Annotated in this window: 20 protein-coding genes; 16 read left to right on the top strand and 4 right to left on the bottom strand. The window is 72.5% G+C overall.

Annotated features, from left to right (window positions below; translation table 11 throughout):
* Positions 1-25: 25 nt before the first annotated feature.
* Genes ACFO9I_RS20560 through rodA form a run of 5 tightly spaced genes read left to right on the top strand, consistent with a single transcriptional unit; the run spans position 26 to position 5,876 of the window.
* Positions 26-1,054 (top strand): rod shape-determining protein, encoded by a 1,029-nt coding sequence (locus tag ACFO9I_RS20560; protein ID WP_246355397.1) that lies wholly within the window; start codon positions 26-28, stop codon positions 1,052-1,054.
* Entirely contained in the window at positions 1,054-2,034 is a 981-nt protein-coding gene (mreC, locus tag ACFO9I_RS20555; protein WP_379184314.1) for a rod shape-determining protein MreC, read from the top strand. Before ACFO9I_RS20560 ends, mreC begins: the two co-directional genes overlap by 1 nt.
* Positions 2,031-2,540, top strand: coding sequence for a rod shape-determining protein MreD (mreD, locus tag ACFO9I_RS20550; RefSeq protein WP_379184312.1), 510 nt, complete (start codon positions 2,031-2,033; stop codon positions 2,538-2,540). The genes mreC and mreD overlap by 4 nt, the downstream gene beginning before the upstream one ends.
* Positions 2,540-4,678 (top strand): penicillin-binding protein 2, encoded by a 2,139-nt coding sequence (mrdA, locus tag ACFO9I_RS20545; RefSeq protein ID WP_379184310.1) that lies wholly within the window; start codon positions 2,540-2,542, stop codon positions 4,676-4,678. Before mreD ends, mrdA begins: the two co-directional genes overlap by 1 nt.
* Position 4,679: 1 nt before the next feature.
* A complete protein-coding gene (gene rodA / locus ACFO9I_RS20540; protein ID WP_379184308.1) occupies positions 4,680-5,876 on the top strand; it encodes a rod shape-determining protein RodA in 1,197 nt (398 codons plus the stop codon).
* A 3-nt stretch (positions 5,877-5,879) separates the two neighbouring features.
* Here rodA and ACFO9I_RS20535 read toward each other — a convergent pair whose 3' ends face one another.
* Complete coding sequence (locus ACFO9I_RS20535) at positions 5,880-6,995, bottom strand: calcium:proton antiporter (protein ID WP_379184306.1); 1,116 nt, start codon at positions 6,993-6,995, stop codon at positions 5,880-5,882.
* A gap of 92 nt (positions 6,996-7,087) precedes the next feature.
* Between ACFO9I_RS20535 and ACFO9I_RS20530 the strand changes: the two genes are divergently transcribed.
* The 3 genes from ACFO9I_RS20530 to ACFO9I_RS20520 are packed head-to-tail and all read left to right on the top strand — an operon-like array spanning position 7,088 to position 9,206.
* Positions 7,088-8,065 carry a phosphotransferase family protein gene (locus tag ACFO9I_RS20530; RefSeq protein WP_379184304.1) on the top strand — a complete coding sequence of 326 codons (978 nt, stop codon included), beginning with the start codon at positions 7,088-7,090 and terminating at the stop codon, positions 8,063-8,065.
* Positions 8,065-8,982 carry a TIGR03086 family metal-binding protein gene (locus ACFO9I_RS20525; RefSeq protein ID WP_379184302.1) on the top strand — a complete coding sequence of 306 codons (918 nt, stop codon included), beginning with the start codon at positions 8,065-8,067 and terminating at the stop codon, positions 8,980-8,982. The genes ACFO9I_RS20530 and ACFO9I_RS20525 overlap by 1 nt, the downstream gene beginning before the upstream one ends.
* Positions 8,983-9,032: 50 nt before the next feature.
* Entirely contained in the window at positions 9,033-9,206 is a 174-nt protein-coding gene (locus ACFO9I_RS20520; RefSeq protein ID WP_379184300.1) for a hypothetical protein, read from the top strand.
* Here the strand turns inward: ACFO9I_RS20520 and ACFO9I_RS20515 are convergent.
* Together ACFO9I_RS20515 and ACFO9I_RS20510 are read right to left on the bottom strand one after the other, a co-directional pair.
* A complete protein-coding gene (locus ACFO9I_RS20515) occupies positions 9,176-10,435 on the bottom strand; it encodes an amidohydrolase family protein (RefSeq protein ID WP_379184298.1) in 1,260 nt (419 codons plus the stop codon). The genes ACFO9I_RS20520 and ACFO9I_RS20515 overlap by 31 nt on opposite strands.
* A 1-nt stretch (position 10,436) precedes the next feature.
* Complete coding sequence (locus ACFO9I_RS20510; RefSeq protein ID WP_379184296.1) at positions 10,437-10,913, bottom strand: DUF4188 domain-containing protein; 477 nt, start codon at positions 10,911-10,913, stop codon at positions 10,437-10,439.
* A gap of 170 nt (positions 10,914-11,083) precedes the next feature.
* Here ACFO9I_RS20510 and ACFO9I_RS20505 point away from each other — a divergent pair, with 170 nt between their 5' ends.
* Positions 11,084-13,033 (top strand): TIGR03960 family B12-binding radical SAM protein, encoded by a 1,950-nt coding sequence (locus ACFO9I_RS20505; protein WP_379184429.1) that lies wholly within the window; start codon positions 11,084-11,086, stop codon positions 13,031-13,033.
* A 46-nt stretch (positions 13,034-13,079) separates the two neighbouring features.
* On the opposite strand, the gene ACFO9I_RS20500 is transcribed toward ACFO9I_RS20505, so the two are convergent.
* Entirely contained in the window at positions 13,080-14,282 is a 1,203-nt protein-coding gene (locus ACFO9I_RS20500; protein WP_379184294.1) for an MFS transporter, read from the bottom strand.
* Positions 14,283-14,359: 77 nt separating this feature from the next.
* Here ACFO9I_RS20500 and ACFO9I_RS20495 point away from each other — a divergent pair, with 77 nt between their 5' ends.
* The 7 genes from ACFO9I_RS20495 to proB all read left to right on the top strand — a co-directional run bounded on the left by ACFO9I_RS20495 (position 14,360) and on the right by proB (position 24,111).
* Entirely contained in the window at positions 14,360-15,559 is a 1,200-nt protein-coding gene (locus tag ACFO9I_RS20495; protein WP_379184292.1) for a winged helix DNA-binding domain-containing protein, read from the top strand.
* 562 nt (positions 15,560-16,121) lie between these two features.
* Positions 16,122-16,838: a TIGR03936 family radical SAM-associated protein gene (locus tag ACFO9I_RS20490; protein WP_379184291.1), complete on the top strand. Its 717-nt coding sequence runs from the start codon at positions 16,122-16,124 to the stop codon at positions 16,836-16,838.
* A gap of 341 nt (positions 16,839-17,179) precedes the next feature.
* Positions 17,180-20,479 (top strand): Rne/Rng family ribonuclease, encoded by a 3,300-nt coding sequence (locus ACFO9I_RS20485; RefSeq protein WP_379184289.1) that lies wholly within the window; start codon positions 17,180-17,182, stop codon positions 20,477-20,479.
* Positions 20,480-20,760: 281 nt separating this feature from the next.
* The gene (rplU, locus tag ACFO9I_RS20480; RefSeq protein ID WP_379184288.1) at positions 20,761-21,069 is read left to right on the top strand and encodes a 50S ribosomal protein L21; all 309 of its coding nucleotides are present in this window, start codon (positions 20,761-20,763) and stop codon (positions 21,067-21,069) included.
* Positions 21,070-21,104: 35 nt separating this feature from the next.
* Positions 21,105-21,359 carry a 50S ribosomal protein L27 gene (rpmA, locus tag ACFO9I_RS20475; protein WP_379184286.1) on the top strand — a complete coding sequence of 85 codons (255 nt, stop codon included), beginning with the start codon at positions 21,105-21,107 and terminating at the stop codon, positions 21,357-21,359.
* Between the two features lie 98 nt (positions 21,360-21,457).
* Entirely contained in the window at positions 21,458-22,999 is a 1,542-nt protein-coding gene (obgE, locus tag ACFO9I_RS20470; RefSeq protein ID WP_379184284.1) for a GTPase ObgE, read from the top strand.
* On the top strand, positions 22,996-24,111 hold the full coding sequence (gene proB / locus ACFO9I_RS20465; protein ID WP_379184282.1) for a glutamate 5-kinase: 1,116 nt from the start codon (positions 22,996-22,998) through the stop codon (positions 24,109-24,111). The genes obgE and proB overlap by 4 nt, the downstream gene beginning before the upstream one ends.
* The last annotated feature ends 8 nt before the right edge of the window (positions 24,112-24,119 follow it).

Here is a 24,119-nt window from a genome sequence, read left to right as displayed (position 1 = left end):
AGCGAGCTTGCGAGGCATCACGGCAATGGCGAACAGCTTCATCGGCCGGGACATGGCCGTTGACCTCGGCACCGCCAACACGCTCGTCTACGTGCGGGGCAAGGGTGTCCTGCTCGACGAGCCCAGCGTGGTCGCGCTCAACGCGACCACCGGCGAGATCCTCGCCGTCGGTCACGAGGCCAAGCGGATGATCGGCCGCACACCCGACAACATCACGGCCATCCGGCCGCTCAAGGACGGCGTCATCGCCGACTTCGAGGCGACCGAGCAGATGCTGCGCTTCTTCATCCAGCAGGTGCACCGCCGGCGCTACTTCGCCAAGCCGCGGATGGTCATCTGCGTGCCCAGCGGCATCACCGCCGTCGAGCAGCGCGCGGTCAAGGAGGCCGGCTACCAGGCCGGCGCCCGACGGGTCTACATCGTCGAGGAGCCCATGGCCGCCGCGATCGGCGCCGGGCTCCCGGTCCACCAGGCCACCGGCAACATGGTCGTCGACGTCGGCGGCGGCACCACCGAGGTCGCGGTCATCTCCCTGGGCGGCATCGTCACCTCGCTCTCGATCCGCACCGCCGGCGACGACCTCGACCAGGCGATCGTCGCGTGGATGAAGAAGGAGTACTCCCTCATGCTCGGCGAGCGCACCGCCGAGGAGGTCAAGATGACCCTCGGGTCGGCGTTCCCGCTGCCCGACGAGCCCGAGGCCGAGATCCGCGGCCGCGACATGGTCTCGGGGCTGCCCCGGACCGTCGTGGTCTCCAGCGCCGAGGTGCGCCAGGCGCTCGAGGAGCCCCTGCACGCCATCGTCGACGCGGTGCGCGCGACCCTGGACCAGACGCCGCCCGAGCTGGCCGGCGACATCATGGACCGCGGCATCGTGCTCACGGGTGGCGGCGCGCTGCTGCGCGGCCTCGACGAGCGGCTGCGCCACGAGACCGGCATGCCGGTCCACGTCGCCGAGGACCCGCTCACCTCCGTCGCCCACGGGGCCGGCAAGTGCGTCGAGGAGTTCGAGGCGCTCCAGCAGGTCCTGGTCTCCGACCCTCGGCGGTACTGATGGGTCTCGACAACCTCGACCTCGGGGCGGGGAAGCGCGACCCACGCGGCCGCTCCCGCGCGCCGCGCGAGCGTCGCTGGAGCTCGTCGGGGCAGCTCGACGAGCGGTCCCGGCCCTCGCGCCCGCTGCTGGTGGCCCTCGTTCTCGCCAGCCTGACGCTGATCACCCTCGACTACCGCGGCGGCGACGACTCGCCGGTGGAGTCGGCCCGCCGCGCGGTCGGCGAGGTCTTCGGCCCCGTCGAGACCGGCACCGCGGTCGCGATCCGGCCCTTCACCGCCGTCCCGGACTACTTCCGCTCCCGCAGCGAGCTCAACGACGACGTCGCGCGGCTGGAGGCCGAGAACTCCCGCCTGCGCTCCGCGGCCGCCACCGAGGACTACGACCGCAACCGGCTCCAGGAGTACGACGGCCTGACCGCCGCCGCCAAGGACCTCGGGTACGCCCTGGTCCCGGCCCGCGTCGTCGCGCTCGGCCCGGCCCAGTCCTTCTCCGACACGGTCACCATCGACGCCGGGTCGAACGCCGGGCTCCGTGCGGACATGACGGTCGTGAACAACGACGGCCTGGTCGGGCGCGTCCTGCGGGTCACCCGCACCACCGCGACGGTCCTGCTCGTCGTCGACACCGACTCGGTCGTCGGCGGCCGGGTCGGCAGGAGCATGGAGGTCGGTTTCCTCCACGGCCGCGGCGTCATCGGCGACGGCGGCCGTCTCGACCTCGAGCTGCTCGACGAGTCCGAGGTGCCGGCCAGGGACGACACGGTCGTGACCTGGGGCAGCGAGGACGGGGCGCCGTACGTCTCCGGCGTCCCGGTCGGACGGGTCACCAGCGTCTACAGCAGCGTGCGGGAGACCACCCAGCGCGCCGTCATCGAGCCGTACGTCGACTTCGGCTCGCTCGACCTCGTCGGGGTCGTCGTGCCGTCCGGCACGACCAGCGACCGGGCCGTGATCGAGGCAGACGGGAGTCTCCGGTGAGCCTGCTCCGTGGTCTTGTGGCCGCCCTGGCCGTCTCCGTGGCGCTGGTGCTGCAGGTGACGGTCTTCCCGCACCTGGCCTGGCAGGGGATCGTGCCCAACCTGTGCCTGCTCGTCGTCGTCGGCGCCGCCCTGACCCGGGGGCCGCAGTTCGCCGCCGTGCTGGGCTTCCTCGCCGGCGTCGTGCTCGACCTGGCGCCGCCCGCCGACCACGTCGCGGGTCGCTGGGCGCTGGCCCTGGTGATCGTCGGCTACGTCGCCGGCCGGGTCCGCCAGGACGTCCGGCCCACGGCCACCGCGGTGGTCGCCACCGTCGCCGCATCCTCCTTCGTCGGCACCTCGGTCTTCGCGATCAGCGGGCTCCTGCTGCGCGACCCGGCGCTGGCCGTCCCCGACCTGCTCCAGGTGATCCTGGTGGCGGTCGCCTGGGACGTGCTGCTCACGCCGTTCGTGCTGCCGCTGGTGATGCGGATGTTCCACCGGCTCGAGCCGGCCCGGACGGCGTGATGGCGCCGAGCAACCCCTCCGGACGGCTGTCGGCCACCGCGACCACGAAGAGCCGGCTCCGGCTGCTGGTCATCCAGGCACTGGTGTTCTCGCTGTTCGCGACACTGTTCGCGCGGCTCTACTACCTGCAGGTCGTCGGCGGGGAGGAGTACCACGCCCAGGCCGCCTCCCAGTCGGTGCGCGAGGTCGTGGTCCAGCCCCAGCGCGGCCTCATCGTCGACGACATGGGCCGCCCGCTGGTCGCGAACCGGACCTCGTGGGTGGTCTCGGTCGACCGCAGCATGCTGGACAAGATGTCGAAGGACCAGCGCCACAAGCTGATCGACCGGCTGGCGGAGGTGCTTGACGCCCGTGCGGCGATGATTCACGAGCGCCTGGTCACCTGCGGCGACGCCGGCAGCGTGACCGGCGTGTGCTGGAACGGCTCGCCGTACCAGCCGGTGCCGGTCGCCTCCGACGTCCCCCAGGCGACAGCGCTGCGCATCCTGGAGCAGCCCGAGGACTACCCGTCGGTCCTCGCCGAGCAGCAGAGCGTGCGCGCCTACCCGCGCCCCTTCGGCGTCAACCTCGCCCACGTCCTGGGCTACCTCAGCCCGATCACCGAGGAGGAGTACGACAAGGCGCAGGAGGACGGCGACCGCTCCGTCAACGGCGCCTCCTCGGTCGGCCGCGCCGGTGTCGAGAAGGAGTACGACGCGTGGTTGCGCGGGATGCCCGGCTACAAGCGGGTGGCCGTGGACTCCATGGGCCGCGTGCTCGGGGACGACAGCGAGGTCGAGGGGCAGCCGGGGGACACCCTGGTCACCTCGATCGACGCGAAGGTCCAGGGCGTCGTCGAGAAGCAGCTCGCCGAGACGATCCAGCTCGCGCGCAAGACCTACGACCCGGTCACGCACATGAACTACAAGGCCGACTCGGGCGCGGTCGTGGTCATGGAGGCCAAGACCGGCCGGATCGTGTCGATGGCCAGCCAGCCGACGTACGACCCCTCGGTCTGGGTCGGCGGCATCACCAAAAAGCAGCTCGCGCACCTGTACTCCGACGCCGCCGGCACGCCGCTGCTCGGCCGGGCGACCCAGGGCCAGTTCGCGCCCGGCTCGACCTGGAAGCCGATCATGACCGTGGGCGCCCTCAACAACGGCTTCTCGCCCTCCACGCGGCTCGACTGCTCCGGGGGGCTGCAGGTCGGCAACCGCTGGTTCAAGAACTACGAGTCGGCGTCCTACGGGATGATCGGCTTCGACCGGGCGCTCCAGCTCTCCTGCGACACGTTCTTCTACCGCGTCGGCCTGCACTACTGGAACAAGTACGGCTCCGACCCGCAGAACGTGGACGCCAAGGACCCACTGGTCGAGGAGGCGAAGAACTTCGGGTTCGGCAGCGAGACCGGCGTCGACCTGCCCGGCGAGGCCAGCGGCCGGATCGCCGACCGGCACTGGAAGCTCGCGTACTGGAAGTCCATGAAGGGCTACTACTGCACGATGGACCGCAAGCAGAACGCGCCCAGCTCGTTCCTGCGGGTCTTCGCCCACGAGTTCTGCCTCGAGGGCAGCTACTACCGTGCCGGCGACGCGGTCAACTACTCGATCGGCCAGGGTGACACGATCGTCACGCCCCTCCAGCTGGCCCGCGCGTACGCGGCGCTGTCCAACGGCGGCACCCTCTACGAGCCCCGCATCGCCAAGGCGATCGTCAGCGCCGACGGCAAGGTGCTCAAGCGGATCAAGCCGAAGGCGTCGGGCAAGGTCGACGCCTCGGCCGCGAGCCTGCGCTACGTCAACCAGGCGCTCCTCGGCACCCCCAAGGTCGGCACCCTGGCCTGGAAGTTCATCGACTTCCCGCTCGACACGGTCCACATCCGCGGCAAGACCGGCTCGGCCGAGGTCTACGGCAAGCAGTCGACCTCGTGGGTGGCGACCTTCGACGAGAACTACGTGGTGATCATGATGGTCAGCCAGGCCGGCACCGGCTCGGGCACCTCGGGTCCGGCGGTCCGCAAGATCTGGGAGACCCTCTACGGCATCGACGGGATGGACGTGAACCCGAAGAGGGCCGCGATCCCCGGCACCGTCCCGCCCGCGGACCTGCCCACGTTCATGAGGGACGGCTCGATCCTGCCGCCCGCACGGGAGGACTGACATGCCCCTCGCCCCCAGCCCGCGCCCGACGCGGACCACCCTGCGCGCGCCCGGGCTCGACTGGATCCTGATGCTGGCCGTGCTGGCCCTGGTCACCCTCGGCAGCCTGCTGGTCTGGTCGGCCACCTCGCACCGCGAGGATCTCACGCTGGGCGACCCCACGGCGTACCTCAAGAAGCAGCTGGTCAACGTCGCCATCGGCCTGGTGCTGCTGGTCATCGTGATGGCGACCGACCACCGCTGGGTGCGCATCGTGGCGCCGCTGGTCTACCTCGCCTCCATCGCCGGGCTGGTGCTGGTGCTCACCATGGGGTCGACCATCAACGGCTCCCGCTCGTGGCTGCAGCTGGGCGGCATGTCCATCCAGCCGTCGGAGTTCGCCAAGCTCGCCGTCGTGATCGGCATGGCCCTGCTCGTGGCCGAGCGCGCGGAAGGCAAGTGGCAGAACCAGGTCGGCACCACCGAGGTGGTCGCGATGCTGCTGATCGCCGGGCTGCCTGCATCGCTGATCATGCTGCAGCCGGACCTCGGCACCATGCTGGTGCTCTCGGCGACGGTCTTCGGGGTGCTGGCCACCTCGGGCGCGCCGCGCCGGTGGCTGGCCCTGCTCGGCGCCGGCGGCGTGACCGCGGCGGCGGCAGCGGTGGCCGCGGGCTTCCTCAAGCAGTACCAGGTCGACCGCTTCATGGCGTTCACCAACCCCGACCTCGACCCGCGCGGCGCCGGCTACAACACCGAGCAGGCGCGGATCGCGGTGGGCAACGGTGGCCTCTTCGGCCAGGGTCTCTTCGACGGCTCCCAGACGCGGGCCGGCTTCGTGCCCGAGCAGCACACCGACTTCATCTTCACCGTCGCCGGTGAGGAGCTGGGGCTGGTCGGCGCGGGCGTCCTGATCGCCCTGCTGGCCATCGTGATCTGGCGGGCCCTCGCGATCGCGCGGCACACCGACGACGTGTTCGGCCGGGTGGCCGCCGCGGGCATCGCCTGCTGGTTCGGGTTCCAGGCGTTCCAGAACGTCGGCATGTGCCTGGGCATCATGCCGGTCACCGGGGTCCCGCTGCCGTTCGTGTCGTACGGCGGCAGCTCGATGTTCGCCGGCATGCTCGCGATCGGGCTGCTGCAGAACATCCACCTGCGCTCGACCGCGTCGCTGCCGACCCGCTACGTGATGCCGGTGCGGGTGCTCGCCTCCCGCTGACCGCTAGGGCTGCACCGACAGGAACAGGTACGCCGCGAGCAGCACCAGGTGCACGCCGCCGTTGAGCGGCTTGGCGCGTCCAGGCACCACCGTGAGGACGCTGACCACCACCGAGATCGCCAGCAGCACGATCTGCATGGGCTCCAGGCCGAGGGAGAGCGGCCCGTCCAGCCAGATGCTGGCCGCCGCGATGGTCGGGATGGTCAGGCCGATCGAGGCCATCGCCGAGCCGTAGGCCAGGTTGAGGCTGACCTGCACGTCGTCGCGGGCGGCGGCACGCACCGCGGCGATCGACTCGGGCAGCAGCACCAGCAGGGCGATCACGACACCGACCACGGCTGCCGGGAACCCGACCGCGGCGACCCCGTCCTCGATCGCCGGCGACTCCACCTTGGCCAGCCCGACCACGGCGACCAGCGACACGACCAGCAGGCCGAGGCTGGTCAGCGCCTCGCGGTCGGTCGGGGGGTCGGCGTGACCGTCACCGTCGGCGTCCACCGGGCCCGGCCCGGACGCGACGGGCAGGAAGAAGTCGCGGTGCCGGACCGTCTGGGTGAAGACGAAGAGCGCGTAGAGGGCGAGCGAGGCGACCGCCGCGAACGCCAGCTGCGACGAGGAGAACTCCGGACCCGGCTCGCTGGTGGTGAACCGCGGCAGCACCAGCGTCACCGACGCCAGGGTGATCACGGTGGCCAGGGCCGAGCCGGTGCCCTCGGGGTTGAAGACGGCGAGGTGGTGGCGCAGGGCGCCGACCACCAGCACCAGCCCCACGATCCCGTTGACCGAGATCATCACCGCCGCGAAGACGGTGTCACGGGCCAGGCCGGAGGTGTCCTTGTCGCCGCTGACCATGAGGGTGACGATCAGCGCGACCTCGATCACCGTGACGGCGACGGCGAGGAGCAGCGACCCGAACGGTTCGCCCACCCGGTGCGCCACGACCTCGGCGTGGTGGACCGCCGCCAGCACCGAGCCGATCAGGAACACGGCCACCCCCGCGACGAGCAGCGCGCCGGGGGCGCCGTGCGGGTGGCGGCCCCACGAGGCCGCCAGCACGAGCGCACCCAGGACGGGGACGAAGACCGTCCAGTGGAAACGTCCGGACGTCGTCGCGCTCATGTCGCACACCCTAGGGAGCCGTCCCTAGGACGTGGTCACAGTGGCCCGGCTGGGCCATGGCGCAGGACGAGGCCCGGTGCCACCGTGAAGACGTGGCGCCTGCAGAGCTGCTGCGCGACGTCGTGGAGCGTCGTGCGTTCTCGGGCCATGAAGGGAAGTCGGGGGCCGGGCTCGAGCGGGTCCGGCTCGCGGACGGTCGTGCCCTCGTCGTCAAGCGGGTGGTGCCCGGTGCGGACTTCACCCTCGAGCTGACCGGGGGAGGGCCGGGTCGCGAGTACCTCCTGTGGCGCTCCGGCGTGCTGGACCGGCTGCCGGACGGGGTCGGCCACGCGGTGGTGGACGCGTGGCTGGAGGGCGAGGTCACCGTCGTGGTGATGCGCGACCTCGGCGACACCGTCCTCACGTGGGAGGACCGGCTCTCCCGCGCGCGGGCGACCTGGGTGGTCGAGCGGCTGGCCGCCCTGCACCGGACCTTCCTGGCGGACCCGCCTCCCGGGCTGGCCCCGCTCGACCTCGTGCTCAGCCTGTTCGCGCCCGCGCGCGTGGCCCCGGTGGCCACGTCGGGCAGCGAGCTGATGGCGCTCGTGCTGCGGGGGTGGGAGCTCTTCGCCGAGCTGGTCCCGGGCGACGTGGCCGACCCGGTCCTCGCCCTGCTCGACGACGTCGCGCCGCTGAGCGAGGCGCTCGCCGCCGGCCCGGCGACCCTCGCGCACGGTGACGTGGCCACGGTCAACATGGCGCTCGAGGACGAGCGGCTGGTGCTGCTGGACTGGGCGATGCCGACGGTGGCACCCGGGGCCCTCGACGTCGCCCGGTTCCTCGCCGGCTGCTCGCAGGTCCTCGACGCGACCCGCGAGGAGCTGCTGGAGGCGTACCGGCGCGCGGCCGGCCCGGCGTACGACGAGCGGTCCATGCAGCTCTCGCTGCTCGCCGGCCTGGTCTGGCTGGGGTGGAACAAGGCGCTGGACGCCGCCGAGCACCCGGACCCGGCGGTCCGGCGACGGGAGCGGGCGGACCTGCAGTGGTGGGTCCGCGCAGCACGAAGCACGTTCGAGAGCGGAGGACCCTGATGGATCTCAACACCCTGTACGCCCGCACCGTCGAGGGCTGGGCCGAGCGCGTCAACGCGGTCCCGGCGGACCGCTGGGGCGATCCGACCCCGTGCCGCGACTGGACCGTGCGCGACCTGGTCAACCACGTCTGCGGCGAGGACCTGTGGACCACGCCGTTGGTGGAGGGGAGCACCATCGCCGAGGTGGGGGACCGGTTCGATGGCGACCTGCTCGGCGCGGACCCGATCCGCAGCGCGCTCGACGCCGCGCGTGAGGCGACCCGCGCCGTGGCCGGGTCGCTGCCCTCGGGTGGCACCGTCCACCTGTCCTACGGCGAGGAGAAGCTGGAGGAGTACGTCCACCAGCTCGCCGCCGACCACCTGATCCACGGCTGGGACCTCGCGGTGGCGACCGGTGGCGACCCGCGGCTGGACCCGGCGCTGGTGCACGAGGTGGCGGCCTGGTTCGCGGAGCGCGAGGAGATGTACCGCGCCGCGGGCGTCGTGGGCCCGCGGGCGTCGTCGCACGGGGACCCGCAGGGGGACCTGCTCGCCGGCGCGGGCCGGGACGCCGACTGGGGACCCAACCACGCGGCGCTGGCGCGGTTCTCGACGGCGTTCGGCAGCGGCGACGTGGACGCGATCATGGCGCTGATGACCGACGACTGCGTGTTCGAGGCGACCGGGCCGGCGCCGGACGGTCAGCGGTACGTCGGCGCCGCCGCCGTGCGAGGGGTCTGGGACGAGCTCTTCGGGCAGACCGGGCAGCCCGCGTTCACCGAGGAGGAGGCCTTCGTGTGCGGGGACCGCGGGGTCCTGCGGTGGCGCTTCGACTGGGTCGACGAGCACAGCGGCCCGGGGCACGTGCGCGGCGTCGACGTGCTGCGCCTGCGCGACGGCCTGGTCTGCGAGAAGCTCTCCTACGTCAAGGGGTGAGGCGTGTCGGACCACGCGGACCCACCCCGGCCCCGTGTTTGGATGGAGGCATGACCGAGCCCTCGCACTCTCAGCACAGCATCGACCCGGCCATCACCGACGCGGTCCAGGGCGTCTCGAACCGGTTCGGGGTCACCGGCCTCGAGGAGCTGATCGTCGCGGCGACCAAGGAGCTGGCGCGCGCCCGCGCCGCCTATGCCGAGCTCGCGCCCGACACGGAGTGACCCCCGGAGCCGGACGGCCAGGCGCGGGGCCGGACGGGGACGCCGCGCACCCACACGGCGGTCGGCCGTCCGAGGGCGAACGGGTCCTGACGCAGGTCGCCGGCCACCACCAGCAGGTCGGCATCCAGCCCGGGACGCAGTGATCCGGTGAGCTCGCCGATCCCGCACTGGCGCGCGGCCACCCCGGTCGCGCTGGCCACGGCCTCCTCGACGGGGTAGCCCCCCTCCACGAGGTCGACGACCACGAGCCAGAGGTTGCCGTGCGCCTTCGGCGGCGAAACGCCGGCGTCGACACCGGCGACCATGGTGAGGCCGTGCCGCCGGATCGCCTCGAGCGCCGTCAGCCGACGTGCGTGGACCTGGTCGAACCCGAGGCCGATGCGGTCGAGCATCTCCTGGATGGCCGGGGGCGGAGCGCCCATCGCAGCCATCACCGCCGGGTTGTTGCCCATCGTGAGGTCGACGGCCACACCGCGCGCGGCCACCTCAGCCAGCAGCTCCTCGGGAACGACGACGCTGTCCTCCGCCAGGCAGGTGAAGTGCTCGATGCCGTCGACTCCCGCGCCCAGCGCCTGCCACGCCGCGGCCAGGGAGTGCGCGTGCGCCAGCACCGGCATCCCGGTCGCGTGCGACAGCTCGACGAGGAGACCGAGGTCGTCGTCGGAGAACTGCACCCCGAACACGTCGGTGCCCGGCGTGGTCATGCCTCCCGACGCCATCACCTTGACCACGTCGACGCGGCGACGCACGCGTTCGTCCACCGCGGCGCGGATCCCGTCGGGACCGGTGACCGCACCGCCGAGGTAGTGGCAGTGCCCGCCGACCGTGGTGATCGGGGGTCCGGCGGCGACGATGCGTGGCTCGCCCGCCCGGGCGGCCTCCCGGTGAGGGAGCGTGCAGTACGCGACGTCGCCGAGGTCGCGGACCGTCGTCACCCCGGCAGCGGCCTGCTGGGCGAGTGACTCGCGGACCAGCGCGTCGAGCGCGTCGGTGGGGAGGGCGCCGGCTCGCTCCAGCCCGCCCAGCGTGGCGTCCGCGACGAGGTGGACGTGGGCGTCCACCAGGCCCGGCAGCAGCGTGCCGTCGTACGTCGTCACCGGCACGCCGTCGGGCACCTCGAAGCCGACGGGCTCCACCCCGGCGATGCGACCGCCGTCGACGAGCACGGTGGCCCCGCCCTCGCGGAAGCGCTCCCCGTCATGCGCGATGGCCGCCCGGACGGCGTGCACCTCAGCCCACGACCCTCTTGAGCCGGCCCCGCGCCGAGGAGTCCTCCTTCAGCGAGACCAGCCGCGCGGCCTTGCCCAGGCCGTGCGGGGGCATGTTGCCGTAGACCGCTTCGTACTCGCCGGCGCGGACGAGGAACGTCTCGTGCCAGATCCCCGAGCGGGGGTCCTTCCCGACCCGGCGCCAGTAGTTGCGCCACGCGGGCACGTGCGGCGCGTCCTCGTCGCGCGCGAAACGTTCGAGGTCCTCGAACGATCGCCAGTACTGCACGTTCATGGTCAGGCCGTACGTCTCGTAGCCGAGCAGGCCCTTCTCGGGGTGCTGCGTCAGGTGCTTGAGCATGTACGGCATCCCGCGCATCCCGCCGAGGTCCCTCAGCGTGCGCACCGGGTGGCGCGGGTCGAGCCGCGCCCCGATCAGGAACACCACGAAGTCACCGTCGATGCCGGCCGACCAGCGGCCCTGCCTCACGTCCGCCATCTCGTGATCGTCCCTCGCCGGGGGAGGGCCCGGCAATGGCCCGTTCGGACGTTGCGGGAGTTGGGCGCGCACCGGGCGGGCGACGTACCCTAGACCGTTCCCCGATCGCTGAGAGGTACTCCGTGTCTGCCGCACCGCTCGACCAGCTCGACCGACGCGAGGGCGAGAGCATCTTCGACCGCCTCGAGCCCCGCCTGTCCTCGGTCTCCAAGCCGATCCAGTACGTCGGCGGCGAGCTGAACTCCACGATCAAGGAGTGGGACTGCGCGCCCGAGGGCGACACCGTCCGCTGGGCGCTGATGTACCCCGACGCCTACGAGGTGGGGCTGCCCAACCAGGGCGTCCAGATCCTCTACGAGGTGCTCAACGAGCGCGACTGGATCGTCGCCGAGCGCACCTACTCCGTCTGGCCGGACATGGAGAAGGTCATGCGTGCCGGCGACGCGCAGGGCCCGATCCCGCAGTTCACCGTCGACGCCCACCGGCCGGTGCGCGACTTCGACGTCTTCGGCCTGAGCTTCTCCACCGAGCTCGGCTACACCAACATGCTCAACGCCCTCGACCTCGCCGGCATCCCGCTGCACGCGGTCGACCGCGGCGAGGACGACCCGGTCGTGCTCGCCGGCGGCCACGCGGCGTTCAACCCCGAGCCGATCGCGGACTTCCTCGACGCGGCGGTCCTCGGCGACGGCGAGGAGGTCGTCCTCGCGATCTCCGAGGTCGTGCGCGAGTGGAAGGGCGAGGGCCGTCCCGGCGGGCGCGACGAGCTGCTGCGCCGCCTCGCGGTCAGCGGTGGCGTCTACGTCCCGAAGTTCTACGACGTGACCTACGGCGACGACGGGTCGATCGAGGCCGTCGTGCCGAACCGTCCCGGCATCCCGTTCCGGGTCCGCAAGCACACGCTGATGGACCTCGACGCGTGGCCCTACCCGGCCAAGCCGCTGGTGCCGCTGGCCGAGACCGTGCACGAGCGCTTCTCGGTCGAGATCTTCCGCGGCTGCACCCGCGGCTGCCGCTTCTGCCAGGCCGGCATGATCACCCGCCCGGTCCGCGAGCGCTCGATCGAGACCATCGGCAACATGGTCGAGAACGGCATCCGCAAGTCCGGCTTCGAGGAGGTCGGCCTGCTGTCGCTCTCGTCGGCCGACCACACCGAGATCGGTGACGTGGCCAAGGGCCTCGCCGACCGCTACGAGGGCTCGAACGTCTCGCTCTCGCTGCCCTCGACCCGCGTCGACGCCTTCAACATCACGCTGGCCAACGAGTTCTCCCGCAACGGTCGCCGATCGGGCCTCACGTTCGCGCCCGAGGGCGGCTCGGAGCGGATGCGCAAGGTGATCAACAAGATGGTCACCGAGGAGGACCTGATCCGCACCGTCGCCACGGCGTACTCCCACGGCTGGCGCCAGGTGAAGCTGTACTTCATGGTCGGGCTGCCGACCGAGACCGACGAGGACGTGCTCCAGGTCGCCGAGCTCGCCAAGAAGGTGATCGCCAAGGGCCGCGAGGTGTCCGGGCGCAACGACATCCGCTGCACCGTCTCCATCGGCGGCTTCGTGCCCAAGCCGCACACCCCGTTCCAGTGGGCCGCGCAGCTCGACCACGAGACCACCGACGCGCGGCTGAAGAAGCTGCGGGACACGGTGCGCGAGGACAAGAAGTTCGGCCGCGCCATCGGCTTCCGCTACCACGACGGCAAGCCCGGCACCATCGAGGGCCTGCTCTCGCGCGGTGACCGCCGGGTCGGCCGGATCGTCGAGCAGGTCTGGCGCGACGGCGGCCGCTTCGACGGCTGGAGCGAGCACTTCTCCTACGACCGCTGGATCGAGTCGGCCGCCACGGCACTGGCCGGGACCGGCGTCGACCTCGACTGGTTCACCACCCGCGAGCGGGAGTACGACGAGGTGCTGCCCTGGGACCACCTCGACTCCGGGCTCGACAAGGACTGGCTGTGGGCCGACTGGGAGGACGCGCTCGCCGTTGCCGACGGCAGCTCCGACGTCGAGGTCGAGGACTGTCGCTGGACGCCGTGCTACGACTGCGGCGTGTGTCCGGAGATGAACACCGAGATCCAGATCGGGCCCACCGGCCGGCAGCTCCTGCCGCTGTCCGTCGTCTGAGGCGCCTGGCGGCGGTGCCCGCGGCGCCGACGCGGCGTGCGGAGACTCAGACGTGGTCGGGCGCGGGCTGCCGCAGCTGGTCCTCGACGAAGGCCGGGCGGGCGACGTACATCCCGACCGCGACCTGGGGGACGGTCAGCGCCGTGAGCATCACCAGCGGCCAGGTCCAGCCACCGGTGGCATCGTGCAGCACGCCGACGCCGAACGGGCCGATCGCGGCCATCAGGTAGCCCATCGACTGGGTGAAGCCGGAGAGCGCGGCGGTGCCCTGCGGGGTGCGGGAGCGCAGCCCGATCAGGACCAGCACGATCGGGAAGGTCACCGCGCCGACGCCCACCAGCAGCGCCCACGGGATCGCGAGGGAGTGCGGCGCGAGCATCAGCCCGATGTAGCCGACCGGGTAGCAGAGCATCACCCCGAGCAGGATCCAGCGCTGGTCCTCGCGCCGCGCGACCGCCGCCGGCGCCCACAGCGACAGGGGGATCGAGACGGCGGCGATCAGCCCGACCAGCGCGCCCGCCTGGGTGGCGGTGAAGTCGTTGTCGCGCCACAGCTGGGCGAACCAGCCGAACACGGCGTACGCCTGCAGCGACTGGAGCCCGAAGAACAGGGCCATCGCCAGGCCGAGGCGGGTGCGGGCGACGTCACCGAAGCGGATCGTGGTGGGCGTCCGGTCCAGGGCCTTGTCATGGGTGACGAGCCCCAGCCACGGCACGGCGGCGACGAGGGCGACGAACGCCCAGGTGCCGAGGCCGCTGCGCCACCCGTCGTAGGCGTCGGAGATCGGGACCGTGAGCACGAGGGCGCCGGTGAGCCCGATGGAGAGCGCCGTCGTGTAGATGGCGGTGACCGGCCCGACCTTGTCGGGGAAGTGCAGCTTGACCAGCGAGGGCAGCAGGACGTTGGCCATCGCCATGCCGGCGAGCGCGAGCATCGAGAGCAGCAGGAAGACCGGCTCGCTGCTGGTCAGCGCCCGGCCGAGCAGCCCGGCCGCGACGACGAGCAGGGCCACCAGCGTGACCCGGTGGACGCCGGCGACGCGGGCCGCGGCCGGGGCGAGGGCGCCGAAGAGTGCGAAGGCCAGCACCGGGAGGGACGTGAGCAGACCGGCCGCGGTGCCCGACATGCCGAGCCCGTCGCGGACCTCGGCGAGCACCGGCCCCACGCTGACCGCCGCCGGTCGGAGGTTGAGCGAGAGCAGGACCAGGCCGAGGAGGACCAGGAGGGAGGCGCGGCGGGAGGCGGTCACTGGATCGATGATCCCAGCAACCATCCCGTCACCGGCACACGGGTCCGGCTGTCGGTCCTGTCGGTCAGGATGGGGTCATGAGGCAGATCTCCGACGCGGGGCGACGCGCCCGGCTGGCCCGGCGGCACGCGGTGGCTCCCGCGCACCGGGTGTCCGACCCTGTGGCCGCGACGCGCTCGATGACGGTGCTGCACGCGACGGAGCCGGCGAGCGTCTACCTCTCGCTGTTCGCCCGGGTCGAGGGCCTCACCCACGACGTCGTCGACCGGGCGCTGTACGACGACCGGTCGCTGGTCAAGCAGCTCGCGATGCGGCGCACGCTGTTCGTCTTCCCGCGGGACCTGCTGCCGGCGGCCTGGGGGAGCGCGTCGGCCAGGGTGGCTGCCCAGCACCGGGCCAGGCTGGCCAAGGACGTCGAGACCGCCGGGATCGCCGACGACGGCGCGGCGTGGCTCGAGGCCGCCCGCGCCGCCGTCCTCGAGCGGCTGGCCGACGGCTCCGCGCTGGGCGCGCAGGCACTGCGCGAGCAGGTGCCGGAGCTGCAGGGCCGCATCGACATCGCCGCCCACAAGGCGTACGGCGGCAACTTCCCGATCGCGCCCCGGGTGCTCACCCAGCTCGGCCTCGAGGCGGCGACCGTGCGTGGGACGAACGGCGGCCACTGGCGGCTCTCGCGCCCGCAGTGGACGCTGATGCGCGGCTGGCTGGGGGAGGAGCCCATCCCCTGGAAGTCCGACGAGGGGTACGCCGAGCTCGCCCGGCGATGGCTCGCGACCTTCGGGCCCGGCACCGCCGCCGACCTGCAGTGGTGGCTCGGCGCCACCGCCGGTGCGGTGAAGCAGGCGCTGGCCGACGTCGGCGCCGCGCAGGTGTCGCTCGAGGACGGCGCCACCGGCTGGGTGCTGCCCGGGGACGACGAGGACGAGCCCGCCCCCGAGCCGTGGGCCGCCCTGCTGCCCGTCCTCGACCCGACGATCATGGGGTGGAAGGACCGCAGCTTCGTCCTCGGCCCGCACGGCCCCGCCCTCTTCGACACCAACGGCAATGCCGGCACCACCGCCTGGTGGGACGGCCGGGTGGTCGGCTGCTGGATCCAGGACCCCGACGGCGTCGTCCAGGTCGAGCTCCTCGAGGACGTCGATGCCGACGGCCGCGCCGCCCTCGCCGCGGAGGCGGAGCGGCTGAGCGCGTGGCTGGACGGCGTCCGGGTGAGCACCGTCTACCCGTCCTCGGCGATGAAGGGTGCGCTCGCGCAGGTGGTGGACGCTCGGGCCTGAGGACGGGGTCAGGCTCGGGCTCGGGGTCGGATCAGCTTCGGCTTCGGTTCAGGTCGGTTTCCCGGATGCCCGGCTGGTTTCGGTTGCGGTCCTTGGCTGGCTACCGGGGAGGTCGGCTTGGGTGGGGGCCGGCTCCCGGGTTCCGGGTGGCTTGGGGGTGCGGTTTGGTCCCCAACCGCATCACTTCCGGCGATTTCGATGCGGTCTCTGACCAACCGACGTCCTCCGGGCAGGCACCAGCCCCGCCACGTCACCTTTTGGCTCACGTGCTCGAAACTTCCTTCGGAAAGCATCTCACCAGGCGAGATATCCACAGGTCGGGAGCCCGGGACTGTCGGTGCCCTCTGGTGGGGTCGGGTCATGGAGCAGCGGCCCACCGACACCACGACCACCCCCGCCGGAGTGGTTGTCGCGGAGGGCACGCTCGAGCCAGCACCGAGCCACAGCCCGAGAGGGCCCGGCAACCGCCGGAAGGGCAGCCACCGGCAAACCCGATGACCGGAGTAGTCGCGGACCCTTCGCGAACTCACGCACGAAGCAACGCGTGGCCTAGCCTTTGCTGGTGCGTGAACAGCCCGAGCAGCAAGCCCCGCCCGTCCAGCGACTGCGCATCCGCTACGCCAAGCGTGGCCGGCTCCGCTTCACCAGCCACCGGGACTTCAGCCGGGCGTTCGAGCGTGCCGTCTTCCGGGCCCGCATCCCGATGGCGTACTCCTCGGGGTTCAACCCGCACCCGCGCATCTCGTACGCCGGCGCCGCGCCGACCGGCTCGGCCAGCGAGGCGGAGTACCTCGAGATCGCGCTGGCCGAGGTGGTCCGCCCCGCCGACGTGCGCGCCGCCCTCGAGGAGGCCCTGCCCGACGGGCTGGACATCCTCGAGGTCGTGGAGTCGGCGGGCGGGTCGCTGGCGGACCGGCTCGAGGCCAGCCGGTGGAGCCTCGACGTGGCCATCGCCGCGGAGGCCGTGGCTCCCGCGGTCGAGCAGTTCCTGGCGGCCGAGGCCGTGTCGGTGGAGCGGATGACGAAGAAGGGGCGGCGCGAGTTCGACTGCCGCGCGGCCGTCGTGTCCCTCGAGGTCGCCCCGCACGAGCGCGGCGCGCGGCTCGACCTGGTCCTGCGCCACACCGTTCCCGCCGTGCGCCCCGACGACGTGCTCACCGGGCTGGCCGCCGTCTCCGGTCTCGACGTGGGGGAGTCGCCGCTGCTCACCCGGCTCGCCCAGGGGCCGCTCGACCAGGCCACCGGCGCCATCGGCGACCCGCTGCTCCGTTCGTCATAGGTCGCTTTCGCGGTCCGTGTGCGATACTCGCCGTGGTTGACGAGGGACGGCCTGGCCGTTCCGGACTCGACCCGACGACGTTCTCGCCGTCCCCCTCGCGGGGTCGGCACAGTGGTTGTACGTCCTCGCCAGACCGCGACGCGGCAGAGGGTCGGTGACAGCGATCCGCAGCAGTCCCCCAGGGCTGTGCCCGGCGACCGCGGCAGGTGAGGCAGCGAACAGCCAGTGACGCACTGCGGAGAGTGTCGCCGCCACCGAAGGCTTTGCGCTGTCGGCCCTGAACTCGCGGGCCCCCAGCGTCCGACACGCCCGGCGCGCGACGCCGGGTCGAGGAGCAGTACATGCCCGACGACCTCAACGCAGGAACCCCCTCGCACGGTGAGGAACCCTCGGCCGAGTCCAGCGGGAGCCCCGCTGGGTCCGCTCCCGGGACCACCCCTGACGACCCGGCCCCGGTGAAGAAGACCGCGGCCAGGAAGACGGCGGCCAAGAAGGCCCCCGCGAAGAAGACCACCACCCGGCAGTCGGGCACGAAGAAGGCGGCCGCGAAGAAGGCGGTGGCCGGGGACGCCTCCGTCGAGCCGGCCCCCCTCGCCTCCACCGACGTCGAGCCCGCTCCGCAGGAGCCCGGCGCCGTCGAGCCCGCCGCCGAGCTGACCGGCGACACCGCCGAGGTCCCCGCCAAGAAGGCGACGGCCAGGAAGACGGCGGCCAAGAAGACCGCCAAGAAGGCGCCGGCCAAGAAGGCCCCCGCGAAGAAGACCGCGGCCAAGAAGACGGCCGCCGTCGTCGAGGAGCCCGCGGCAGAGGCGCCCGTCGAGGCCGCGGAGCCCGACGAGGAGTCGATCGAGTCCACCTCGATCGAGCCCACCTCGACCGAGTCGGCTGCGCCCGCCGCGGAGGCGGTGGCCCCGCTGGTGCTCTTCCAGGCCCCCGAGCCGACCAAGGCGCCGGCCAAGCGGACCCGCAAGGCCGCCCAGTCCAAGACGGAGCCCAAGACCCAGCAGAAGACCGAGGCCACGACCGAGCCCGAGGCCCAGCCGGCCGAGGAGCAGGCCGAGATCGAGAAACCGGCCGAGACCGAGGCCGCCGAGTCGCAGCCGGTCGAGGCCGCCGACGAGTCGTCGGCCGAGCAGGAGCAGCAGCAGGGCACCGGTGAGGGCGAGGAGGGCGAGGGCGGCGGTCGCCGCCGTCGCCGCCGCGGCGGGCGTCGTCGCCGCAAGTCCGGTGACGGCGAGTCCACCGAGGCGCAGGACGGCTCCGCCGCCGCGACCGAGGAGGAGCCCGAGCAGCCCGCGCAGGCCGAGGGCGACCAGGAGGAGACCAGCGGCGAGGGTGGCACCTCGCGCCGGCGTCGCCGCCGTCGTCGTTCCGGTGACTCCGCAGATGACTCGGGCGACGAGCCGCAGAACACCGTCACCCGGGTGCGCAAGCCGCGCAACGCCGAGGACGAGATCACCGCGGTCTCCGGCTCGACCCGCCTCGAGGCCAAGAAGCAGCGCCGCCGCGAGGGCCGCGAGGCCGGCCGTCGCCGCGCCCCGATCGTGAGCGAGGCCGAGTTCCTCGCCCGCCGCGAGTCGGTCGAGCGCGTGATGGTGGTCCGCCAGCGGGACGAGCTGACCCAGATCGGCGTCCTCGAGGACAAGGTGCTCGTGGAGCACTACGTCGCCCGGGAGTCGCAGACCTCGCTGATCGGCAACGTCTACCTCGGCCGCGTCCAGAACGTGCTGCCCTCGATGGAGGCCGCGTTCATCGACATCGGCAAGGGCCGCAACGCCGTGCTGTACGCCGGCGAGGTCAACTGGTCGGCGCTCGGCCACCGCGAGGGTCAGCCCCGCAAGATCGAGTCGGTGCTCACCTCCGGGCAGCCCGTGCTCGTGCAGGTCACCAAGGACCCGATCGGGCACAAGGGTGCCCGCCTGACCAGCCAGATCAGCCTCGCGGGGCGGTTCCTCGTCTACGTGCCGGACGGCACCACCAGCGGCATCTCCCGCAAGCTCCCGGACACCGAGCGCAACCGGCTCAAGGCGCTGCTGAAGGAGATCGTCCCCGACAGCGCCGGCGTCATCGTCCGCACGGCCGCCGAGGGCGCCAGCGAGGACGAGCTCACGCGCGACGTCGAGCGCCTCAAGGCCCGCTGGGAGGACATCGAGAAGAAGTCCAAGGGCAGCGCCCCGCAGCTGCTGTACGGCGAGCCGGACCTGACGCTCAAGGTGGTCCGCGACCTGTTCACCGAGGACTTCTCCAAGCTCGTGATCCAGGGTGACGACGCCTGGGACACCGTGCAGGGCTACGTCTCGCACGTCGCACCGGACCTCGAGAGCAGGCTGGAGCGCTACGTGCCGGAGAACGGCAAGGACGTGTTCGCGACGTACCGCATCGACGAGCAGATCGCCAAGGGGCTGGACCGCAAGGTCTGGCTGCCCTCGGGCGGATCCCTGATCATCGACCGCACCGAGGCGATGACGGTCGTCGACGTGAACACCGGCAAGTTCACCGGCTCGGGCGGTAACCTCGAGGAGACCGTCACCAAGAACAACCTCGAGGCGGCCGAGGAGATCGTCCGCCAGCTCCGGCTGCGCGACATCGGCGGCATCATCGTCGTCGACTTCATCGACATGGTCCTCGAGTCCAACCGCGACCTGGTGCTGCGTCGCCTGGTCGAGTGCCTGGGCCGAGACCGCACCCGCCACCAGGTGGCCGAGGTGACCTCGCTCGGCCTGGTGCAGATGACCCGCAAGCGGATCGGCACCGGCCTCGTCGAGTCGTTCAGCGAGAACTGCGAGCACTGCCAGGGCCGCGGCGTCGTCATCAAGGACGCGCCGGTCGAGCCGAAGAAGGCCGAGGACGAGTCGCGTCGCGGTGGTCGCCGCAGCCGTGGCGGCCGCGGTCGCGGCCAGGACGGCGACGGGCACGGCCACGAGTCCGGCAACGGGCAGGGCGCCGAGCACGGCAGCAAGGCGCCCTCGCCCAAGGACATCGCTGCGGTCGCCAAGCCCGAGAACGCCGAGAAGGCCGCCCACGACGGCCAGGAGCCCCGGCAGGCCGAGCCGAAGCAGGCCGAGCAGAAGCAGGTCGAGCAGAAGCAGGCCGACGAGCCGGCCGGCACGGCGCCCGAGGCCGAGCCGAAGCAGGCCCAGCCCCAGCCCCAGCCTGAGACCCAGGCCCAGCCTGCGGAGCCCGAGCAGCGGTCCGAGCCGGCGGAGCCGGCCGCCCCCAAGGTGGTCACCCGCACGCGACGCCGCGCCGCCAGCCGCCCGGCCGGACAGCCCGAGCAGCAGACCGCCCCGCAGCCGGTCGTGGTGCCGGCGCCGGCCACCCCGGTGGCCGCCACCAGCGAGCCGGAGGCGCCGGCCGGCCCGGCGGAGCCGCCGAAGGTCGTGACCCGCACCCGTGGCCGCAGCGCGAGCCGCCCCGCGGGCCCGCCGGCGGCGCCCCAGAGCGCGACGGTGCCCGCCATGGCGCCCGCGGCGGGCGCTCCCTCGGGCAGCGTCGGCAGCGTCGGGGTCCCGCCGGAGCACGGCGTGGTCGAGCCGGGCACCGCGGTGACGGAGCCCGGTGCGGAGGTCGTCGACGCGCACGAGGACACCCACCCGGTGGAGCACGTCCCGATCAAGAAGAAGGGCTCGCGCAAGCGCTGAGCACCCGCTCGAGGCAGTGATGCGTCGGACCCGGAGCACCTCGTGCGCCGGGTCCTTCGCACTGCCGGCTCTGACCGGTGAGGGGAATGCGGCGCCCGTGGACTCGCGTTTTGCGGTGACCGGGCCCGATCCGTACTATTGACCCTCGGTGCGCTTGTGCGTGCCTCTCTCTGTGTGGCAGTCCGCGCCGCGCTCGATCCAGGCTCGACCCGGGGATCGTCGGTGCGTGCAGGTCAGCCCCAGACCATGACGTAAGCGAGAGTTCGACGAAGGAGACCGCGGTGTACGCGATCGTGCGCGCAGGCGCCACCCAGCAGAAGGTTGCCGTGGGCGACGTCATCGAGATCGACAAGGTCACGACGGGGGTCGGCGACTCGGTCAAGCTCCCGGTCGTGCTCGTCGTCGACGGCGAGAAGATCACCTCCGACGCGAAGGCGCTCGACAAGGCCTCCGTGACCGTCGAGGTCCTCGGCGCCACCAAGGGCCCCAAGATCATCATCCAGAAGTACAAGAACAAGACCGGTTACAAGAAGCGCCAGGGTCACCGTCAGAAGTACACCCAGGTCAAGGTCACCGACATCTCCCTCTGAGCGCAGCACTGCTCCGAGACACCTAAGGACTCGAAATGGCACACAAGAAGGGCGCGGCGTCGACCAAGAACGGTCGCGACTCCAACGCGCAGCGGCTCGGCGTCAAGCGGTACGGCGGCCAGACTGTCAACGCGGGCGAGATCATCGTGCGCCAGCGCGGCACCCACTTCCACCCGGGCGCCGGCGTGGGTCGCGGTGGCGACGACACCCTGTTCGCGCTGGTCGCGGGCGCGGTCGAGTTCGGTACCCGTCGCGGTCGCCGCGTCGTGAACATCGTCCCGGGCGAGTGACCTGACGCTCACCTGAGGCAAGTCTTTTCGAAGGGCGTCCCTGTCGACGGGGCGCCCTTCGTCCATTTGATCCACCCACGTCCGATCGGCGGTTGACCATGGCTGTACCCACCTTCGTGGACCGGGTGACGTTGCACGTCAGCGCCGGTCGGGGCGGCAACGGCGTCGCGTCCGTCCACCGCGAGAAGTTCAAGCCCCTCGGGGGCCCCGACGGCGGCAACGGCGGTCCGGGCGGGTCGGTGATCCTGCGCGTCGACCCCGACGTGACCACGCTGATCGACTACCACCACAGCCCCAAGCGCCGCGCCGAGCACGGCGGGCACGGCGCCGGCGGCCACCGCAACGGCGGGCACGGCGCCGACCTGGTGCTGCCCGTCCCCGACGGCACCGTCGTCACCGACTCCTCCGGCAAGGTCCTCGCCGACATGGTCGGTCCGGGCACCGAGCTCGTGGTCGCCCAGGGTGGCCGGGGCGGCCTCGGGAACGCCGCGCTCGCGTCGTCCAAGCGCAAGGCCCCCGGCTTCGCCCTGCTCGGCGAGCCCGGCGACGAGCTCGAGATCGGCCTCGAGCTCAAGGTCGTGGCCGACATCGGCCTGGTCGGCTTCCCGAGCGCCGGCAAGTCCAGCCTGATCGCGGCGATCAGCCGCGCCCGGCCCAAGATCGCCGACTACCCGTTCACCACCCTGGTGCCCAACCTCGGCGTGGTCACGGCCGGGGACACGACCTTCACGGTGGCCGACGTGCCCGGCCTCATCGAGGGCGCGAGCGACGGCCGCGGCCTGGGCCACGACTTCCTGCGCCACATCGAGCGCTGCGCGGCGCTGGTGCACGTCATCGACACCGCCACCATGGAGCCCGGCCGCAACCCGGTCGAGGACCTCGACATCATCGAGAACGAGCTCAGCCGGTACGGCGGTCTCGAGGACCGGCCCCGGCTGGTCGCGCTGAACAAGGTCGACGTGCCCGACGGCCGCGACATCTCCGACTTCGTCGTCGAGGAGCTGCGCGAGCGCGGCCTGCGGGTCTTCCCCGTCTCGGCCGCCTCCGGTGAGGGGCTGCGCGAGCTGACCTTCGCGATGGCCGAGATTGTGGCCCGGTCCCGCGCCGAGAAGCCGGTCGTCGAGGCGACCCGGATCGTGCTGCGCCCGGCCTCGGCCGACGGGGCCGACTCCTTCACGGTCAAGCAGACAGGTGAGGGCTGGCGCGTCCGTGGCGAGAAGCCCGAGCGCTGGGTGCGCCAGACCGACTTCAGCAACGACGAGGCGGTCGGCTTCCTCGCCGACCGGCTGAACCGGCTCGGCGTGGAGACGCGGCTGGTCGAGATGGGCGCGCAGGAGGGTGACGCGGTGCTGATCGGTCACCCCGACAACGCGGTCGTCTTCGACTTCAAGCCCGGCATCGACGCGGGCGCGGAGATGCTGGGACGCCGTGGCGAGGACCAGCGCTTCGACGAGTCGCGTCCGGCGGCCCGACGGCGCCGTGCCATCGACGAGGCGATGCCGGAACGCGAGGAGGGCGAGACCCGGGCCGACGTGGCCCGCCGCCTCGACCGCCCCGCCGGCCCCACGTCGTACGAGATCGGCAGCGCGCAGGACCCGGACTGGGCGGAGAACGACCCGGGCGCGGACGACCGGGCATGACCGTTCGCCCGGAGGTCGTCGCCGCTCGTCGCGTGGTGGTCAAGGTCGGTTCCTCGTCCCTCACCACCGCCGCCGGCGGCATCGACCCGGACCGGGTGAGCCGGCTGGTCGACGTGCTGGCCGCCGTCCGGGCGCGGGGTGCCGAGGTCGTGCTGGTGTCCTCCGGGGCGATCGCCGCGGGGCTGGCCCCGCTCGGGCTGAGCCGGCGTCCCCGGGGCCTCGCGGCCCAGCAGGCGGCGGCGTCGGTGGGCCAGGGGCTGCTCGTGCACCGCTACACCGAGGAGCTCGCCCGGCACGGCCTGATCGCCGGCCAGGTGCTGCTCACCCTCGACGACGTGACCCGGCGCTCGCACTACCGCAACGCCTACCAGACCTTCGCCAAGCTGCTCGACCTCGGCGTGCTGCCGATCGTCAACGAGAACGACACCGTGGCCACGACCGAGATCCGGTTCGGCGACAACGACCGGCTCGCGGCCCTCGTGGCACACCTGGTCCACGCCGACCTGCTGGTGCTGCTCTCCGACGTGGACGGGCTCTACGACGCCGACCCGTCGGCGCCGGGCAGCTCCCTGGTGGCCGACGTCGTCAGCGAGGCCGACCTCGACGCCGTGAGCATCGGCAGCGCCGGTGCGGCCGGCGTCGGCACCGGCGGCATGCAGACCAAGGTCGAGGCGGCCCGGATCGCCACCGGCGCCGGCATCCCGGTGGTGCTGACGGGCGCGGACCGCGCCCCCGAGGCGCTCGAGGGACGCCGGGTCGGGACGCTGTTCCACGCGACCGGGCGCCGTCGCCCCACGCGCCTGCTCTGGCTGGCCCACGCCACCGAGCCCAAGGGCAGCCTGCACCTCGACACCGGTGCGGTCCGCGCGGTGGTGGAGCGCCGGGCGTCGCTGCTGGCGGCGGGAGTCACGGGTGCGACGGGGACCTTCGTCGCCGGCGACCCCGTCGACCTGTGCGGGCCGGACGGGGTCGCGGTGGCCCGGGGCCTGGTCAACTTCGACGCCGAGGAGGTCCCGAGCCTGCTCGGGCGCTCCAGCCACGAGCTCAAGCGCGAGCTCGGCTCGGGCTACGAGCGTGAAGTCGTCCACCGTGACGACCTGGTGCTGCTCTAGGCTGCGAG

Origin of the sequence: Nocardioides sp. GCM10023255, assembly GCF_042653125.1 — a bacterium.
In the GTDB taxonomy this organism is placed as follows: Bacteria; Actinomycetota; Actinomycetes; order Propionibacteriales; family Nocardioidaceae; genus Nocardioides.
This window is presented reverse-complemented; position numbering and strand designations above follow the sequence as displayed.

Excerpts from the sequence above, each read along its gene's own strand:
- ACFO9I_RS20560 (WP_246355397.1), top strand. The coding sequence starts at position 26 with ATGGCGAACAGCTTCATCGGCCGGGACATGGCCGTTGACCTCGGCACC.
- mreC (WP_379184314.1), top strand. The coding sequence starts at position 1,054 with ATGGGTCTCGACAACCTCGACCTCGGGGCGGGGAAGCGCGACCCACGC.
- mrdA (WP_379184310.1), top strand. The coding sequence starts at position 2,540 with ATGGCGCCGAGCAACCCCTCCGGACGGCTGTCGGCCACCGCGACCACG.
- rodA (WP_379184308.1), top strand. The coding sequence starts at position 4,680 with ATGCCCCTCGCCCCCAGCCCGCGCCCGACGCGGACCACCCTGCGCGCG.
- ACFO9I_RS20535 (WP_379184306.1), bottom strand. The coding sequence starts at position 6,995 with ATGAGCGCGACGACGTCCGGACGTTTCCACTGGACGGTCTTCGTCCCC.
- ACFO9I_RS20525 (WP_379184302.1), top strand. The coding sequence starts at position 8,065 with ATGGATCTCAACACCCTGTACGCCCGCACCGTCGAGGGCTGGGCCGAG.
- ACFO9I_RS20520 (WP_379184300.1), top strand. The coding sequence starts at position 9,033 with ATGACCGAGCCCTCGCACTCTCAGCACAGCATCGACCCGGCCATCACC.
- ACFO9I_RS20510 (WP_379184296.1), bottom strand. The coding sequence starts at position 10,913 with ATGGCGGACGTGAGGCAGGGCCGCTGGTCGGCCGGCATCGACGGTGAC.
- ACFO9I_RS20495 (WP_379184292.1), top strand. The coding sequence starts at position 14,360 with ATGAGGCAGATCTCCGACGCGGGGCGACGCGCCCGGCTGGCCCGGCGG.
- ACFO9I_RS20485 (WP_379184289.1), top strand. The coding sequence starts at position 17,180 with ATGCCCGACGACCTCAACGCAGGAACCCCCTCGCACGGTGAGGAACCC.
- rpmA (WP_379184286.1), top strand. The coding sequence starts at position 21,105 with ATGGCACACAAGAAGGGCGCGGCGTCGACCAAGAACGGTCGCGACTCC.
- obgE (WP_379184284.1), top strand. The coding sequence starts at position 21,458 with ATGGCTGTACCCACCTTCGTGGACCGGGTGACGTTGCACGTCAGCGCC.
- proB (WP_379184282.1), top strand. The coding sequence starts at position 22,996 with ATGACCGTTCGCCCGGAGGTCGTCGCCGCTCGTCGCGTGGTGGTCAAG.